Source organism: Alteromonas sp. M12 (assembly GCF_037478005.1).
In the GTDB taxonomy this organism is placed as follows: Bacteria; Pseudomonadota; Gammaproteobacteria; order Enterobacterales; family Alteromonadaceae; genus Aliiglaciecola; species Aliiglaciecola lipolytica_A.
Window position 1 is genome coordinate 4627708 of record NZ_CP144164.1, and the last position, 18041, is coordinate 4645748.

The 18041-nt window shown below is 42.1% G+C and carries 12 protein-coding genes; 3 read left to right on the top strand and 9 right to left on the bottom strand.

Annotated features, from left to right (window positions below; genetic code table 11):
* Window positions 1–115: 115 nt before the first annotated feature.
* Together VUI23_RS19875 and VUI23_RS19880 are read left to right on the top strand one after the other, a co-directional pair.
* Window positions 116–2101, top strand: coding sequence for a sigma-54-dependent Fis family transcriptional regulator (locus VUI23_RS19875; protein ID WP_342805660.1), 1986 nt, complete (start codon window positions 116–118; stop codon window positions 2099–2101).
* 324 nt (window positions 2102–2425) lie between these two features.
* Window positions 2426–3634: a hypothetical protein gene (locus VUI23_RS19880; protein ID WP_216047899.1), complete on the top strand. Its 1209-nt coding sequence runs from the start codon at window positions 2426–2428 to the stop codon at window positions 3632–3634.
* A gap of 104 nt (window positions 3635–3738) precedes the next feature.
* Here the strand turns inward: VUI23_RS19880 and VUI23_RS19885 are convergent, their stop codons facing one another.
* Window positions 3739–4137 (bottom strand): hypothetical protein, encoded by a 399-nt coding sequence (locus VUI23_RS19885; protein WP_342805662.1) that lies wholly within the window; start codon window positions 4135–4137, stop codon window positions 3739–3741.
* A 65-nt stretch (window positions 4138–4202) separates the two neighbouring features.
* Complete coding sequence (gene aldA, locus VUI23_RS19890; RefSeq protein WP_342805664.1) at window positions 4203–5642, bottom strand: aldehyde dehydrogenase; 1440 nt, start codon at window positions 5640–5642, stop codon at window positions 4203–4205.
* A gap of 575 nt (window positions 5643–6217) precedes the next feature.
* On the opposite strand from aldA, the gene VUI23_RS19895 reads away from it, so the two are divergent.
* Window positions 6218–7138: a hypothetical protein gene (locus VUI23_RS19895; RefSeq protein ID WP_342805666.1), complete on the top strand. Its 921-nt coding sequence runs from the start codon at window positions 6218–6220 to the stop codon at window positions 7136–7138.
* Between the two features lie 196 nt (window positions 7139–7334).
* Here the strand turns inward: VUI23_RS19895 and VUI23_RS19900 are convergent, their stop codons facing one another.
* From VUI23_RS19900 to VUI23_RS19930, 7 genes are all read right to left on the bottom strand, one after another.
* Entirely contained in the window at window positions 7335–7607 is a 273-nt protein-coding gene (locus VUI23_RS19900) for a hypothetical protein (protein WP_342805668.1), read from the bottom strand.
* 96 nt (window positions 7608–7703) lie between these two features.
* A complete protein-coding gene (locus tag VUI23_RS19905) occupies window positions 7704–8744 on the bottom strand; it encodes a hypothetical protein (protein WP_216047895.1) in 1041 nt (346 codons plus the stop codon).
* Window positions 8745–8908: 164 nt separating this feature from the next.
* Complete coding sequence (locus VUI23_RS19910; protein ID WP_342805670.1) at window positions 8909–11305, bottom strand: fatty acid cis/trans isomerase; 2397 nt, start codon at window positions 11303–11305, stop codon at window positions 8909–8911.
* A 92-nt stretch (window positions 11306–11397) separates the two neighbouring features.
* Window positions 11398–12702, bottom strand: coding sequence for a HAMP domain-containing sensor histidine kinase (locus VUI23_RS19915; RefSeq protein ID WP_303500350.1), 1305 nt, complete (start codon window positions 12700–12702; stop codon window positions 11398–11400).
* A 2-nt stretch (window positions 12703–12704) separates the two neighbouring features.
* On the bottom strand, window positions 12705–13385 hold the full coding sequence (locus tag VUI23_RS19920) for a response regulator transcription factor (protein WP_216047919.1): 681 nt from the start codon (window positions 13383–13385) through the stop codon (window positions 12705–12707).
* A 68-nt stretch (window positions 13386–13453) separates the two neighbouring features.
* Complete coding sequence (locus VUI23_RS19925; protein ID WP_342805673.1) at window positions 13454–14884, bottom strand: efflux transporter outer membrane subunit; 1431 nt, start codon at window positions 14882–14884, stop codon at window positions 13454–13456.
* Complete coding sequence (locus tag VUI23_RS19930; RefSeq protein WP_303500346.1) at window positions 14877–18038, bottom strand: efflux RND transporter permease subunit; 3162 nt, start codon at window positions 18036–18038, stop codon at window positions 14877–14879. Before VUI23_RS19930 ends, VUI23_RS19925 begins: the two co-directional genes overlap by 8 nt.
* Window positions 18039–18041: the final 3 nt, after the last annotated feature.

The window sequence follows — 18041 nt, forward strand, 5'->3', positions numbered from 1 at the left end:
AAACATTTAAAAATTCAGTGTTATGGTGAAAGGGAAGGTCTAAATGAATAGAACGAAAATAGTGAAAAATTTGCTGTTTACGCTAGGAATTTAATTGTGTTGGAGAATGGATAAAATGAGACAAGCACCTCAGCTCAAATCGACAAACGATGTTATCGCTTTTATGACCGGAAATTTTCAAAAACGAGATGTAAAACCGAATGAAATGATCGTCAATTCTTGGCAGCGAAGTATTTTGAAATATGGCCTTGACCCGCATAAACAAAGCGAAGTAGAGATTTTATCTAGTAGTGAAATGCAACAACAGTTGCAGCGACAAGAAGACTTTTTAAATATTGCAAAGCATGGTGTTACTGGCCTTGCAAAACGAATTTCAAATGCCGGTTTTTCTGTTGTTTTAACCGATGAAACAGGCTTAACTTTAGACGCTAAAATACCTAATAGTATTCGTGAAAAATGTCAGAAATCTGGATTACGAGTTGGAGCTGGATGGTCAGAAAAACAAGTTGGAACAAATGGAATTGGTACTTGTTTAGCTGAAAAAGAGTCAATTATCGTTCATCAACACGAACATTTTTTTGCTGAACAAAGCCAATTGAGTTGCTCAGTCACACCTATTTTCGATCCAATGGGTGAATTAAGAGGTTGCTTAAATGCCTCTTGTTTAGGTGCTTCGAAAAACAAAGAAAACCAATTTTTGACCTTACAAATGGTAATGATGTACGGACGAATGATCGAAAATAGTTATTTTCGACAAGCATATCGCAATCAAATCACCATGAGTATTAAACCAACAGAAAGCTTTGCAGATCTCATTCAAGAACAACTCTTAGCGGTGAATGAACGAGGTATCATCGTAGGTGCAAATCGTTCTGCTTTCGCTGAATACGATTCATTATTGCCTGCAGATCAACAACTTCCGGGCAGTCAAATAGAAGATATCGTTGGTCAATCAATTGATGAGTTGCTTACCAAAAGTAAAGGTGGCGGCGTCGTCGTGCGATCCTTCTCGCCTAAGATGCTAGAGGAAATTGAGATTGGCTTACGGGTTCCATCTGGCAAGTTAAACAGTGTACACACTGTTGCAGAACGAAAACCCACAGAAAGCTTAGCAATGAAAGCGCACCCGACTTTGCAACAGCTCGCGGGGGAAGACCCCGTTGCACAGTCGCAAATTAAACAAATCATGCGGGTCATTAATAAAGATATTCCATTCCTGATTACCGGTGAAACGGGTACAGGAAAAGAAGCTTTTGCACGCGCAATTCATCGTGCAAGCGACCGTTCTGATGGACCTTTCATCGCCCTCAATTGTGCAGCTATTCCAGAATCTTTGATCGAAAGCGAATTATTCGGTTACCGCAGCGGTACTTTTACTGGTGCGAATAAAAAGGGAATGAAAGGTAAATTGGAGTTGGCCCACGGAGGCACTATATTTCTGGACGAAATAGGTGATATGCCGATCCAACTGCAAACCCGTTTGTTACGGGTTTTAGCTGAGAGGGAGACCATCCCACTAGGCGCTTCTGAGCCGACGCATATCGATATTCAAGTTATCTCAGCTACCCACCAAAATTTGCACGAATTAATTGGCCAAAAATTGTTTCGGGAAGATTTTTATTATCGTTTAAACGGTATGTCTATCGAATTACCAAACTTAAGAGATAGAAAAGACAAAGATTTTATAATTAATTATCTGTTGAACAATCTAAATTCTGAGCAACAAATCCAAGTCTCCGAGCAGGCACGGAGTATTTTGCACAGTTATCATTGGCCTGGCAATATCCGCCAGTTAGTCAGCGCTCTAAAGTTTGCAGAAGCGTTATCCGAAGACAATAAAATTGAAGTAGACTGCCTCCCCAAAGACATAGTAAGTGCCAACATACAATTAGAAAACAAAGCTCCAATTGAAGACTCTGTTGAGCAAAATAAAACACTTTCAAATTATGTGGGAAATCAGGAAGGACAGCATTTACTAGAAACCCTTAAAAAGTATCGTTGGAATATCACTCAAGTGTCAGAAGAGTTGAATATTTGCCGCTCCACTGTATATCGAAAAATGCGCAAATATAACATCGTTCAACCTAACGAAATTTACTAGCAAACGACTAAAAAAACCACAGTCTTATTGCGCCACTTAACTAACCTAAATTAGCCTCGATTAAAAATAGCTAACGCGCCTTGCGTTGGCTTTTTTTGATACCTCAAATCCGCTCGTAGCATGTTTATCACAGGTATCATTCACTTGTCGCATCACTAATGCAACATTGCAACATAAGCGTCACTCACAATTTTCAACAAAAAGCACAACCCATTGTTTTAACTAGCTTTATTTTGTTATCGAAATGTAAAAACCATGGCATGCGAATTGCGAAATAGTCGATGGCTAACCATTCACAGGCCACAATACAATGGGAAAATAATCATGAAAATTAAATTTAAAAAATTAAAAGTCGCATCAGCGATTCTGACCTCTTTATTAGCTAGCCAAGCCTTCGCTGCTGATACAAGTAAAATTCAATTTAGCGGTGCCGTCATGCAGTCTTGGCAGACAGGAATGGAAGTTGATGGAGCTGCGGTAAATCCGGCGGATGCAGAATCTGACTCAGGCTTCCATCGTTTGCGCTTTGCATTGAACATTAATGCACAGGTTTCCGAAAAAGTGTCGATATTTGCAGAGCTTGCGGAAGAACCAAATGATTGGAATAACGGCAGTGCTGCTATCTCGCAAGATTTGGCTTGGATTCAATTTGATATGACCGATACCATGGGCTTGCGTTTAGGTAATCTCATTTCCACCACTCAGACATTCTTACGTTATTCAGATGGTGCCGCGGTGCAAGCCAATCCATTTGTAGGAAATGGCTTAGTTGACATGATCACCGCTGAAGAAGGTGTTTGGGTTTACGGTGTTCATGATGTCTCAAACGACACAAACATCACCTGGGATGCAGTTGTTTCTACACCTGACTTCTTTGCTGATTTCAGTGACGGTCGTGGTTATAACTATGGTTTAAGAGGGACGTTGAATTTCAAGAGCGGACTTTCTTTCGGTGCAGGTACCTTCAAAACCAATCATGATATGGATGCCGTAACAGGCAAAGCATTTGGTTCTGCAATAGGCTTAGGTGATGGTGACAACTATCAGTTCGCTAGTACGGCGGTAAGTGCTAGAGGCACTCATACGTTGATCATACCCGGCGTTGATGCCTTTATCTGGCAAGCCGACGTGCAATACAAAACCGATAACTTCATGATCCATGCTTTATACGGCAAAGCCAACGACGATTTTAGTTGGGCAGATGGTCAAGGTAGCTTGCAGACCAACTATATCGAACAAGAATCAGAAATGGCATTTTGGTCAATTGAAGGTAAATACGATCTTACCGCTAGTGCCTATTTAGCGGTGCGCTATCAAGAATCGACAAACGATAGTGAAGGAATCGAGACGGAAAATGATGCAACAAGATTACAGGTTGGTGCCGGTTGGTGGATGAATGATTCAACCTTATTTAAAATTGAATATGTGAAACAAGAAGAAGAACAATTCTCTGGCGGTGGTGCTACTGAGTTTGGTGCTGCAGGCGGAGCAGAATGGGACGGCATAATTGCTGAAGCATCAGTGACCTTCTAAATAGGACTTACTCACTGCAATTATTAACTGAAGTAGGTAAAAGGGCATACTCGATATGCCCTTTTTAATCACCAAAATAAGCCTAAAAAAGCATCTGAATTAAGCTAGTTTTTTATAATATAAACGCGACGCAGATTGGACAATTCAGCGGGATTGATGATGTGCAGCGGTAATTGATTTTTGGGGACAATGTTCTGTATAAAAAATGTCGCAACTTCGACACTTTCAAATATATTTTTTTCATAAACGGTTATGCTGGAGGGATAACCTTTAGGTAACAACAAGTAATCGTTCAGGGTGCTTTCAACAAAATAAAAGATACCACCTTCGTCAACGGCTAAGATAGCACTAAAGTTTGCAATCTCGCCACACTCTTCAGTGCAGTTGCTAGTCAAAGAGGTTGTAGTATTGTTGAGCGCTACGCCCTTATTAGCGTATTCTTCCCTGCTGAGTTCAACAACTTTCACGCCTCGATTTTTGAGTTTTCGCTTTAATCTTTCCATGATATTCCATACAACTTTGATCTTAATGGCAAAGGGCCTCGACTAACGAGACCCAGCGAATAAGATTAAGACTGAATATAGGCCACATGAGTTCTCATATACTCGTATAAACCGTGCTTACCATCAGCACCTCCGATGCCTGATTTACGAGCACCAGCATGGAAACCTTGCATAGCTTCAAAGTTTTCCCGGTTGATATAGGTCTCTCCATAATCTAAGCCGCTAATCGCGTTCATGGCAAGGCTTAAATTCTGAGTATAAACAGAAGATGTTAGTCCATATTCTGATGCATTTGCACAAGCAATCGCTTCATCTAAATCTGCGACAATTTGAACAGGCAAGACCGGGCCAAAAATCTCTTTTTGCATAATTTCCATATCGCTATTACATCCTGTCAAGACTGTTGGTTGATAATGGAAACCTTGACCTAGATCTGCTAAATTTCCGCCAGTCACCACTTCAGCACCTTGCTGTTTGGCAAACTCGACCATTTTAGCAACTTTATCTAATCCAATTTTATTTACCAATGGTCCCATATCAATATCGGGTTGTGCTAAGGGATCGCCGTACCGTGTGGCAGACATTGCAGCGCTCAATTTGGTAGTAAATTCATCGGCCACAGAAGCCTGAACATAGACTCGCTCAGCACAATTACAAACTTGCCCTGTATTGATCACTCGCGAGTTCTTTATTGCCTCCACAGCTAAGTCAACATTTGCATCCGCCAATACTATTGCAGGTGCTTTACCACCTAACTCCAAATTAAGTTTGGTGATATTTGGCGCTGCAGCGGCCATTATTCTTGAACCTGTACCTACACTGCCAGTAAAGCTGATCATATCTATTTTAGGGCTGGTAGACAGTGCATTACCCACCTCGTGCCCTGTCCCAAAAACAACATTGAATACGCCAGCAGGCAGATCGGTTTCAGCCACAAGTTTAGCAAACTCGAAGCAGTTGTTTGGCGTCTCCTCACTTGGCTTAACAACAATGGTATTGCCGGTGATAAGTGCAGGAGCCATTTTTCTTGCAATCAAAAAGAATGGAAAGTTCCACGGCAAGATTCCCGCGACTACGCCAAGGGGCTTCCTAAAGACAAAGATGTTTTCTCCTTGTCGATCACTAGTAACAACTTCACCTTCAATGCGACGTGCCCACTCAGCCATATAATCAATGTAGTCGGCCGTAAAGTTAACTTCTACGTTCGCTAACTCTTTTGTTTTTCCCTGCTCTTTTACGATGACAGTAGCTAGTCTTTCAGCATTCTGTCTTACTTTATCGGCGATTTTCTTTAAAAAACCTGCGCGTTCGATAGCCGGCTTTTGGGCCCATGAAGACTGCGCTTTTCGAGCAGCATGAATAGCTTGTTCAACTTCTTCAGTTGAAGAATTAGGAACCTTAGACAACAAACGGCCATTTGCAGGGTTGAACACCTCAATGGTGGATGTTGGCTCAGCGCTAAACTCACCATTAATATAATTACGATAAACTGGTATATCAGACATGCTTGAATTACTCCCACGTTTTAATTTCAAGTCGTTTATAAATCATTACGCCGTGTCTCTATGAGACTCCTTTCAAGGACTGCACCGGCTCGGAATAATCTAATCCGTTTAAACAGAATGATTGTCTAATACCAAGCAACCCCTTAGCTTTGTAATATGGTTGGGTAAAAAACAATACCTAAGACTTAGTGCAAGCGTCACACCAGCTGTTATAACTATCCTCACTTTATTGTTAAGCCAATGTTATGAAAGTGTTTTTTTATTTAGATGGGAGAAAAATGACAAAAGCTATTTAGTCAGAAACAAACTTCGTAAAGGAGAAAAAGCATCAAGTGTTGCATGTCCAAGTGTCGCAGATGATACAGTTTGGTGATTTTTAAGACAGTTGCTGTGTCGCCCATCTTAAAAGCCGATTTCGCCCTAAAGCGTCGGTAGACTCAATGCCATCAACACATCCAGAATGACCTTAGCTTTTCAATGGAATATAACGCTCTGTAATTAGGGCTATGGTATGTATATTGCTGTATCTAATGCTACTAATAAAACAACTAAACCTGACTTGGCGGCGAATAATTATGAGCAACTTACAGTGTTTTACAGCAATTTTAATGTTGATCGGTTACACATCCAATCTGCATGGCTTTGAAAAAACCATTTGGCAGCATAAGCTCGATTATATCGCCATTCAAGAAGTTGAAAATATACCGACAAAAAACCAACCTGCAGCACAGATTTCTCAACCCATTTTAGCTTCAGCTTTAGCTAAAATTAGCATCGAGCCTAAATCTTCAGATAGCCTGTTGTCTTCTTTGGTAAGCAGCGACGAGGTAAAAACAGTTTTTACAGAACGAGAGGTAAAGGTTTTATCTGAGGGTATTTTTAGCACCTTACAATCCCTTGCCAATAATCAACTATTGATATTTTCGGTGTCTGACAGACATTCCTCATTTCTTGGTATAGGCGCAGAGACATTGTATTCCAGCGGTTCTGTGTATGTTAGTGGAAATGACCTGTATTTGTTGTTGGCAGAAGCTCAGGTCGATATTCAAAAAAAGTACATTAGAGCTGGAAATAGTGTCAATAATTCACGCTTTGCCACCAATTCGGAATTAAAGGGATTTAAATTATCAACTGGTGATTACAGTTCAGAGACGGATCACTCATGGCAACTCCAGTTGTCCGATGGTGTAACTCAGGTAAAGCAGCGAAAAGATTGGATTAAAATAGCATTAGATGGACCTATGCAAGCAGCACAATCTAAGCAAAATAACCAACAGCCAAATCAATCAAGGGAAATTCGGGCAACAGCTAATCAGCATGAAAGTAATTTAACCTTTAAAGAAACTCAGCAACAAAGAGTTTCACAGCCATCTAATCAACAACAAAAATCAGAAATTGAAGTGCGCTTAGAAAAACTCAAACAGTTGTATTTAAATGGGCAGATTCCAGAGCAAGTTTATTTGGAGAAAGTAAACGCCATAATTGAAGAAATATAATTATTGGAGTGCTTTAGCGCCGCGGTTGTAAGGGTTTCCCTATGGCCTAAAGGCCATGCTACGGTTGGAATGTGTAGGCGGGGGCTTTACCCCCCGCGAGGATACGGCAACCGTTTCCACGGCCTAAAGCCCGTGCTACAACTTTGTGAGGTTTTGGTTATTTCCATGACCTAAAGGCCATGCTAGGGGTTTGAATTTACCGAATAGCAAAATACAATTTAGCAAACCACGCTATGATAGGCGAAGAGTTGGAGGTACTGTTAATTGCCCTAGCCTTTTGTTGGCAATTATCTAAATTCCTCTGCTCCCAGCGCTTATTGATAGCCTGTCGCTGATCACGTCGTTCTTGTGCACGATTCGCTACTAGAGTAAATCGTGCTCTTTGTTCTGAGGTTAAACGTTCGGCTATACTTTTAATCGGAGCACGGCGCGGGCGGCTTGAACCGCTGCTTTTGGGTGAACTGCACATTTCAATCTCCCTCAATTTTCCATTGTTATCTTCAGTATTAGACAGGAAAACCCGCAAATTAATTTCAGCTCTATTTTGTCGCAACATACAATTCAATTACGACCTAAAAATAAATCCAAAGATGTCAGCATACAGTTGTCTGTGTACCGCCTCTCTATCAACACCAACTCTATCTTTACACAGGGAAACTCCCATCGCTTTGTGGGTATGCTTGCAACTGTCTAAAAAAACAAAATGACCTTCATTATTTTGTAAGCTCACCAAGCGGCTATTTTGCAATTGCTGATGATAAAAACCAGCGTGCCCTGCAAAGTCTAAAAAGTCGTTATTAAGTGGAGCAATCAGTAGCACGGGGACAGAAATTTCACTGACACTTTCGACATCCGCTGATGGACCCAGAGCAGGATCGAAAGCAATGACGGCAGTAATCCGCTCATCTTTGTAGCTTGCAGATAACAGTGTTTCCTTATCATTTTTTGCTTCTGATAGCTTTGCATACTGACAACTTAAATCTTTTTGCGCAGCAGTTGATTGACAGTACTGAGTCATGTCTTTACCCAAGGTCGCACCCGCCAACGCTAGGCTTGTAAAGCCACCTGAAGAATGGCCTATGGCAGTGACGTTATTGAAGTTTAATTGTTCACTTAAATACTCGGCAGAGGAAAACTGATTGAGAACATAGGATATATCCAAGGAACGATCCCACATACGCAAAGCCGCTTGAGGATCGATATTATCTGGGCCATATATCCAAGATTCACCAAAATGCGAGGGAGCTAAAACGGTAAACCCTTGAGATGCTAATGCATACCCTATCCAGTTATACCCCATGGGATCGCCCATCGCACCATGTGAAAAGACAAACACTTTATTTTTATGCCCTCGCTTATCAATACAAATGGGCGCTTTTTCACATACAGCGATTTGTTCAGAAGGAAACCACACCGTGACCTTAATCGGTCGTTGCCGAGACTTATCAAACAAGTCCACCTTGCTCATTTGAGCCGTAAAAGCAGGACCATTGGGTTGTTGGTTTTGGCCAAAAGCACTGGGAGCGGCAAGCCAGAATAGGGCCCCAAGCGCACAGACGATAAACGCATTGATTGTTTTAGTATGTGCAGTTATTGATAAGCTCATGATTAATCCTTTAGAAAGATATTAAGTAAGAGAGCTTAATATAGCGACAGACAGTGAAGCGCACAGGTGAAGAAAGTCACCTTTTTAATGATGACTTTTGACCTATTCAGATATTGTTGTGTGCGCTACTGTATTGAATAACTGGAGTTATGACCACGATTGGCTCAACGATTTTCCAACCTGTTGTAATCTAACCAGCCTGCTTCGATAGGGTTCTGCTGCTTGAAAATTTGGTTTAGCTTATCACTAAATTGCCAGAAGTCTGCAGCGGTTCGACGCACTGCAAATGAGTCTAAAAATGCGGCATAATCTTGTTCTGTTTCAATTTTTTGCGCCAATGCGACCATGGGAGCAAGCTCAGTTTCTTTGACTCGCCAGAACGCATCTGGGTAACTACCGAGCAATCCATGCACTAAGGTTACGTCATCATTTTTTGGATCTCGATTGGCACTTTCAGAAAATAAGCTATTCACATTAAAATGCGCACTGTTACGTACAAGAGTAAAAATTTCTGGTTGTTTGCCATCGTTTGGTTCAACCATAATCATGCTTAATTCCGGCAATACAGACGCACTTTTTCCTTTAATATTGGCTAACTGAGCCAGCAGCGCCTTGCTTTTGCCTGTTAGCTCACTCTCTTTCAATTGGTAACGAACAGGTTGCACCTTTTTTAAGTGTTCCGCAAAAATATCAAATAGCTCTTGTTTATGATTCTTGGTCTTAAATTCAATGCCACTTGGTTGATCAAAAATATGCACATTACCTTCAAAAAATGACGTCAATTCGGGACCAGATTTTTGATACCAAGAAGCCAACTCTTCACGCCGACTATCTGGTGGTAAAAATGCTAAGAAATTAGTTTCCCCTTCCATACGTAAAAAATCCATGTATAAACGAGTCATCAGTTGATGACCATAGTTACCATACACATCAAAGCCTGCGACCAACAAGTAATGAATACGTTCCAGCAGGGCATAGTCAATAACCCACGCTGTTTTAGGCGGTTCACCTACTAAACCTTTGATCACGGTAGCATTGTCAAAGTGACGAAATACCGTCAATGTGGCATTTTGATTTTCACCATCACCATCCCAAATATCGTCAGGGCTAAAGTGGTAGTCTTTTTCCAGTTCAGTGTTCATGAAGTTTTGCCTGGCCCGCATGTAATCACCTTGACGAGAAGCGTATTCGATCCAAGTTACAGCAAAAGCGGTACTTTGTTTTTCAGCAGGTAAACGCAGGTTGTCTTTTTGTGTTTCATAAAATCGATTGATCTGAGGGGAAGCGGCTACTTCTGGCTTTACAAAATACACCCAAAACCTGTCGTTAATCACATTCAACGCGACTTGTCCGCGACAAACGGGACCTTTGATGTACCCCATAATAGTATTTTGTGCACGCTCTAACATAAAACGATAACGAGCGTTGACCGGTAATTGACTAAACGCGGTTAACGGATTGGCTGCGATTTTCGGCTCGTAGCTAGGCATTTTTGTGACTGTATAATCCGCTTCAATAAACCATTTTTGCCATTTGTCGGTCAGAATTTTGTTGATGGCATAAGGTTGATGGGTTTTATTGACTATTGTTGAGTGCACTGGGAACAAGCGGTAATAAACCCGCTCTACCTTAGGATCATCAAACGGACGACGACTAGCAATAATTTCTATCGGCTGCCCAGAGGGCGTTCGAGAACGTACCATATTGAAAAACTGCGGTTGAACATCGTCATCACTTAGCTCACTGAAATACAGATGAGAGCTAAACAAATGCTCGTAAATGTAACGAGCGGTCAATTGCTCTTTCAAACTCTCAGCGTTTAAAAAATCTTCTAGTTGCTGCACCGCCTGTTGTTCTGCAACCGAAATAGGCGCTGGCGCTGGCATGTAAGCACCTCGTTCAATCCAATTGATTAAGGTGTTATGTTCATCATCGCTCAATTCAGGCAGCGCATAAGGCATCCCTCCAAATGCTTGGCTTTGGGCATAACCTTCGAACTCTTGCACTGTGGGACATTGTTGGCTGCGGTCGATACTGACATCAAAGCGCTCATCTAACAATTTATCGGCTGGTAACGGGTTTTGCTTTTTCAAGGTGAGCATTTTTGCTAACACCGAAGCTTGAGTGTTAGCCACAGCTGACTGTTCGCGCTCATTTAATACTGGATAGAATCCCCGCTCTCGCCATTCACTTGAGCTTTGCGCATCAATAAAAAGTCGATTAGGCGTGGCGGCAATAATACGTGAGCCGTGATAGACCTTCTCTTTATTTGCACCTCGCTCGATGCCTTCAGGGTGTGTCATTTTTAACTGACAAGGGGCGTCATAACAAGCATGACAAACCACACAACGCGCATTTATAACAGGTGCAACTTCGGTCTCATAAAAAACTGTGGCGGCGCTGTCTGGCGAAGATTGTTCAGTTGTTGCATTGATCCGGTTATCGGTATTTTCTTCACCGTAAAGTCGGTTTAAATCAAGGTTTGCGATAGTTGCACATCCTGAACATATCAGAATGATGCCGATGAACATCTTGATCCATCTTTTCTGTTTGTACTGCATATTAGTCCAATTGAGACATTAGAAACGCCAAAGCTTTAGGCAAAAAAGGGCGGAATTAAGTATTGTAAATTAATCACCTTAACCTAGGGCAACTAATTGTGACCGTTAAAGTCTATTGTAACTTGATAAAATCCAGGAGTGCTGGTCTTTTCATAATGCCATTCATGGTGATTAATAATTTTTTCGCTTAATTGTAACCCCAATCCATAACCGTAACCAAAAGCTACTTTGCTATCATTCGAATCAACCATAGGTGAAGTATTATCATTACTGGTATTGGTGTTAATGATTATCACTCGACTGCCTTGTTGTTCAATTTTCACTTCACCGTGTTGAGTATGCTGATAGGCATTTCGAATTAAATTGTTGATAACAATGTGGCAGGCAACGGCGACGGTATTTACCTCGCACTCTTCCGTTTCCACTTTGACCTCTACATCTTTGCCGCTGAGCAAATAGTTTAAGTCACAACAGGCCTGTCTAATTTTTTCATCCAGCTTGACCGTTTCTGGCGCTACGTTTAATTCTTCATTCCGACTCAACCAAAGAAATGTATCCGTCAGATTCGTCATAGTAAGACCAGCCCGCTGTATTCGTTCTAACGTAAGCTTCTGCTTTTCACTGGTGGGAACTTTCTCGTTTATGCGCTGCAATAAGTCAACATTACTTCGAATAACTGCAATAGGTGTTCTCAATTCATGACTGGCATAGCTGAGAAAACGCTGTTCTCGTTCTAAACTTTGATGTGCTGACACCAGACTACTCTGCACCAACGAAGCCAATACATTGAGTTCGTTAAAGGTAAAATCAGGGGGCGGCGAATGAAGATTATATTTATCTAAAGACTTAGCCCAACTTTTTAATGATTCAAGAGGCTTAGTGACTTTTAGCATTATCATTACCAGTAAAAGAGCAAATAATAATATGGCGATAATAGCGACTATAGCCGTCCATATTAAGCGGTTAGTAGGATGCAGATCGGAGTAATTTGGCACAAAGTCTTTTTCTAGCATGACCTTAGATATGAATCTTTCTTCACCATTAGGGCCATGGTACAAAACCACAAAGTACAGATTTTTAGGCATGGATAAAATAGTGGCTTGGTCTTTTATCTTGAGTAACTGTCCTACTTCCGACGGTGGATTGGGGAAATGTTGCCGTATGAGTTCAGGGGTATCTTGCCAACGACTAGCAACATGAATGCCGGCGATAATTTTAGGATGTTGATCTTCAACTTCAGTGGTTTTGGCGATTTCGAACATTATGCCATTTAGACTCCTGTCGAGCCCATCCACAAAGTAGTTAACACTTAAAAACGAAAAACCAATGACCATAGAGGAGCCAAGCAATACGACGCTAAAAAAAAAGTGTAGCTTAAGACTTGGCCTGATTTTCACGATTAATTTCCTTCACTATCCACTTTAATGGCAAAACCAACACCTGACACAGTTTCAAGTTTTACATTACTCTGCTCAACATCCAACTGCTTTCGTAGATGATGGATATGTACTTTTAGGCTGTTACTGTCTGGTTGTTCGTCGCCCCAAACCTGTTGCATAAGTTGTTGCCGACTCACAGCTTGCGGACTGGTCCGCACCAAGACCTCGAGTATCTTAAATGCGATTGGCGAAAGTTTTAGCGTATTCTGCTTTAAATGTGCAGTGTGTTGGCTTAAATCTAAACTTAAATCACCAACGGCTAACTTTTTAACTTCTCCGCTTCGCCGTTTTGCAAGCACTTGTACCCGTGCCACCAGCTCTTTCATGGCAAAGGGTTTAACCAAATAATCATCACTACCCGCCTCGAAACCCTGTAATTTGTTATCAAGGCTATCTCGGGCGGTTAACATCAAAATAGGAATATCCATGCCTCTTTCCCGTAGGGTGCTGCATAGCGTTAAACCATCCATTTTAGGCATGTTAATATCAAGTATTATCATTTGGTAATGATTACTTTCGATTAAACTTAATCCCATTAAACCATTACTTGCGTGATCGCACTCGATAGACTCGATCTCAAGATAATCAACTATGGTTGTGGCAAGGTCGATATCATCTTCAACTAACAATACGTTCATGATTAATTTAACTATTCCTAATTTGCTTTAATAACCGCCAGTTGTCTTACCCGTGAGTATAGACATTTGTGTTACGCAGTTTTCTCTTCAGCTAGTCCGCCACCCAAAACTCGATACAAAGTGATACGATTTTCCAAGTCGGCTTGTTTGGTCAGAATCAGCGATTGATTGGCTTGATACATTGTTCGCTGTGCTTCTAAAACGCTTTGAAAGTTATCGATACCACCTTTATAGCGGGCAAGGGATAAAACGTAACTGCGAGTTGCAGCCAACACCAAGGATTTTTGACTATTTAGCTGCTCTTGAATAGTTGCTCTGCGTGCTAACGCATCGGCGACCTCTGAGAACGCGCTTTGAATAGTGTATTCATATGCGGCTAAGTACTTCTGTTGCTGAGCTTCGCTGTACGCTAAGTTGGCATCATTAGATCCACCGTCAAATATTGGCAAGCTGATACTAGGTGCAAGGGTCCAGATTGAACTTGCACCGCCGCTGAATATATCTGCGAGTACCGAGCTAGCCAAACCACCGGTTGCGGTTAAAGATAACGTTGGGAAATAGGCTGCTCTAGCTACACCAATATTGGCATTGGCCGATTTCAAAGTATGCTCAGCTGCCAATACATCGGGACGCTGCAACAATACAGATGATGACAAGCCAACAGGTACATCTGTGACTAAACTTTCGCTACTTGGTAATAGTTCTGGCAATAAACTGTCGTCTAGTTGCTCGCCCACAAGCAAACGCAGTGCATTCAGATCTTGCGCCACTTGGGTTGTATAACTAGCAATATCAGAACGGGCGTTATAATAAATGGTTTCAGCGCTGGCCACATCGATTCTAGAATCGATTCCCATTTCTAACCTTTTATTGGTTATATCCATGGTTTTTTGCGCGTTAGTGGCCGTTTCCTGAGCCAATTTGAGCTGGTTTTTATCAGCGGCCAAGGTTAACCAAGCACTGGTAATTTCACCAATCAGTGAAATTTTTGCCGCCTTTGCCGTTTCTTGACTCGACAAATAAGCTTCCATTTGCACCGCACTTAAACTGCGGTTTTTGCCAAACAGATCTATTTCGTAACTACTTAAACCAACTTCAGCTTGGTAGGTCGTACTAATATTTCCTGACGAAGCCTTAGTACGATTACCGCTTAATCCTGCATTTATCTGCGGATACAGTTCTGCATCTTGGATTCGATAAGTTGCTCGGGCAGCTTCTACATCGGCTAAAGTTTGGCGCAAGCTTCTATTACTTTTCAGGGCAAGTTCAATAACCTGAGTTAAGCGTGGATCTTTAATAAAGCTTTTCCACGGCACCTGCGCGGCCTGTTGGTCTGATAAACCGGGAGTCTGCGCTTGGGGAGCATTTTCCCATGTCTGTGCAACAGGCAGTTCTGAACGTGTATATTCAGGCGATAAAGTACTACAACCTGCCAATATCAAAGCACCAGCAATAGGTAATAAACGAGCGACACCCTTGTTAGGTAAAGAGAATTTACGCATCAGCTTTCTCCCCTGTATTAACAGCATCATCATAAACCGGACGTCTTTTTGGGAATAAGCCACGGATGATGACAAAGAATAAAGGTACAAAGAAAATCCCCAAAACAGTTGCGGTGAAGGTTCCACCAACGATTCCTGTACCTATGGAAATTCGACTATTAGCTCCTGCACCGGATGAGATAGCCAATGGTATGGTTCCGAAAATGAACGCAAGAGACGTCATAATGATTGGCCTTAAACGCAACTTGGCAGCGTGCACAGCAGAATCAATCAACGACATACCGCGCTGATAAGAAGACTCTGCAAATTCCACAATCAAAATCGCATTTTTTGAAGCCAATCCAATGGTAGTAACCAGAGCTACTTGGAAATAAATGTCATTTTCCAAACCTCTTAAACTGGCTGCCAATGCTGCACCTACAACACCAAGCGGGATAACTAAAATCACCGATAACGGCACCGACCAACTTTCATATAACGCCGCTAGCGCTAAGAAAACCACTAAAATGGAAATAGCGTAGAGGGTGGAGGACTGTCCACTAGATAATTTCTCTTGGTAAGATAATCCACTCCATGAGAAATTTAATTTTCCCTGCCCCACTTCTTGGGTTAAGCGCTCCATTTCAGCCATAGCTTGACCCGAACTGACGCCACTGGCTGCCGCACCTTGAAGCTGATAAGACGCAATTCCATTAAAACGAGACAAACTTTGTGGTGCGCTTGACCAAGAAATAGTACTGAAAGCGGAGAAAGGCGTCATACTCGTTTCACCATCAGCGTTGGTGCCACGAACATGCCATTCACCCAGGTCTTCAGGTTTCGAACGGAACTGCGCATCACTTTCTAAATAGACCTTTTTCACCCGACCATTATCAATAAAGTCATTTACATAAGTTCCAGCCCAAGCTGAGGTTAAGGTGCTAGATACATCTGATAATGACAATCCAAGTGCGGTGGCTTTGCCATTATCAATATCAATTTTCAGTTGAGGAGTATCACTTAACGCCCCTTCTCTGACCCCAACAAGCAAACTGCTTTGTCGTGCTTTTTCGAGCAACTCATTTTTCAATTGGGTAAGCTCATCACGAGTTGTGCCCGCTGCGGCTTGCAATTCAAAGGTGAAACCATTGCTTTGCCCTAGCCCTTGAATCACCGGCTGCGACATAGAATATACGCTGGCATCACGAATACTAGACAGGTTTTTATTCATTCGATTAATTAGCGCATCTGCACTTTGCTCTTCGTTAGGTCGCTCATCCCAAGGCGTCAATGCAACAAATCCCATACCCGCATTTTGGCCACTACCGGCGAAATTAAAACCGGAAATAGAAAAGGAACGAATAACAATGTCAGACTCTTTTTCCTGCAGGTATTGCTCGACTTGCTCTGCCACGGCCCGTGTACGCTTGATGGATGCACCTGGGGGCAAATTAATTTGAAACATAGTGCTGCCCTGATCTTCTTGAGGTAAGAAACCAGTAGGTAGACGAACAATTAGCAAACCTAAAACAACAACTATGCCACCGTACACCAAAACCCAGCGAACTTTACGCGCAATAATGCTTTCGACATGGCCAGTATAAGACTTCGTCATGCGCTCAAAACCGCGATTAAAACGAGCAAAAAAGCCCTTACCTTCACTGCTATGGTTGCTTTGTTTAAGCATACTGGCACATAACGTAGGACTCAGGGTTAACGCGACAATAACCGATAACGTCATAGAAGAGACAATAGCAATAGAGAACTGTTTATAGATTACACCTGTGGAGCCACCAAAAAACGCCATAGGTAAAAATACAGCAGATAACACAACCGCGATTCCCACCAGTGCCGTACTAATTTCCGACATAGACTCTATGGTCGCATCACGTGGCGATAGGTTCTTTTCGCGCATCAAACGTTCGACGTTTTCTACCACAACAATGGCATCATCTACCAACAAACCAATGGACAAGACAATACCGAACATAGTCAGTGTGTTGATTGAGAACCCAAACGCCGCCAGCACGCCAAATGTCCCCAATAAAACTACCGGCACAGCAATAGCAGGGATCAATGTGGCCCGCCAATTTTGCAAAAACAACCACATAACCAGCACAACTAAAATAACCGCTTCAATCAGGGTTTGTACCACTTCACTTATGGATATTTTAATAAACGCTGTGCTGTCACGGGGGAAGGTCACTTCGTAACCGTCAGGTAAGTTGACCGACAGTTCAGCCACTTTATCTTTAACCCGCGTGGCCGTATCAAGGGCGTTTGCTCCAGGTGACAACATTATTGCAATACCTGAGGCTGGATGGCCGTTCAAACGTGGAATAGCGCTATAACTTTCACTGCCAATTTCCACTCGAGCGACATCACTTAAGCGTACATTCGCCCCCGTTGAATTGTATTTAACAATAATATTGCGAAATTCTTCCGGCGTAGACATCATCGATTGGGCAGTCACAGTAGCATTCAATTCTTGATTAGCCAGCGTAGGTACGGCACCTATTTTACCAGCAGGAACCTGAACATTTTGTGCGCTTAATGCACTGCTAATGTCTGACGGCATAAGCTCATAAGCCGCTAATTTATTCGGGTCTAACCAAATACGCATGGCATATTGCGAACCGAATACTCTGACGTCACCAACACCTTCAATTCGTGCTAGAGAGTCTTGTAGGTTGGAAGATATATAGTCTGCTACATCAAAGGCTGTCGCCTGATCGGTTTTATCATACAGTGCAACTACCAATAAAAAATCTGAATTGGATTTAGTAACTGTGACACCTTGTGCTTGCACCGACTCAGGAAATCGAGTACTAACTTGCTCAACTTTATTTTGTACCTGTACTTGCGCGTAATCAGGATCAGTCCCTTCTTCAAAGGTGATTTTAACCGAAGCTGCACCATCAGACGTGCTAGAAGACGAAAAATACAGAAGCCCATCTAACCCTGTTAACTGTTGTTCTAGTATTTGCGTAACACTGTTTTCAACTGTGGCCGCATCCGCCCCTGTATAGCTAGTACTTACACTGATTACAGGCGGTGCCACACTTGGGTACTGCGCTACAGGCAACGATAAAATAGAGGCAATACCCGTAAGCATAATGATGATTGAGATAACCCAAGCAAATACTGGGCGATCAATAAAAAAGCGAGCAAACATCAA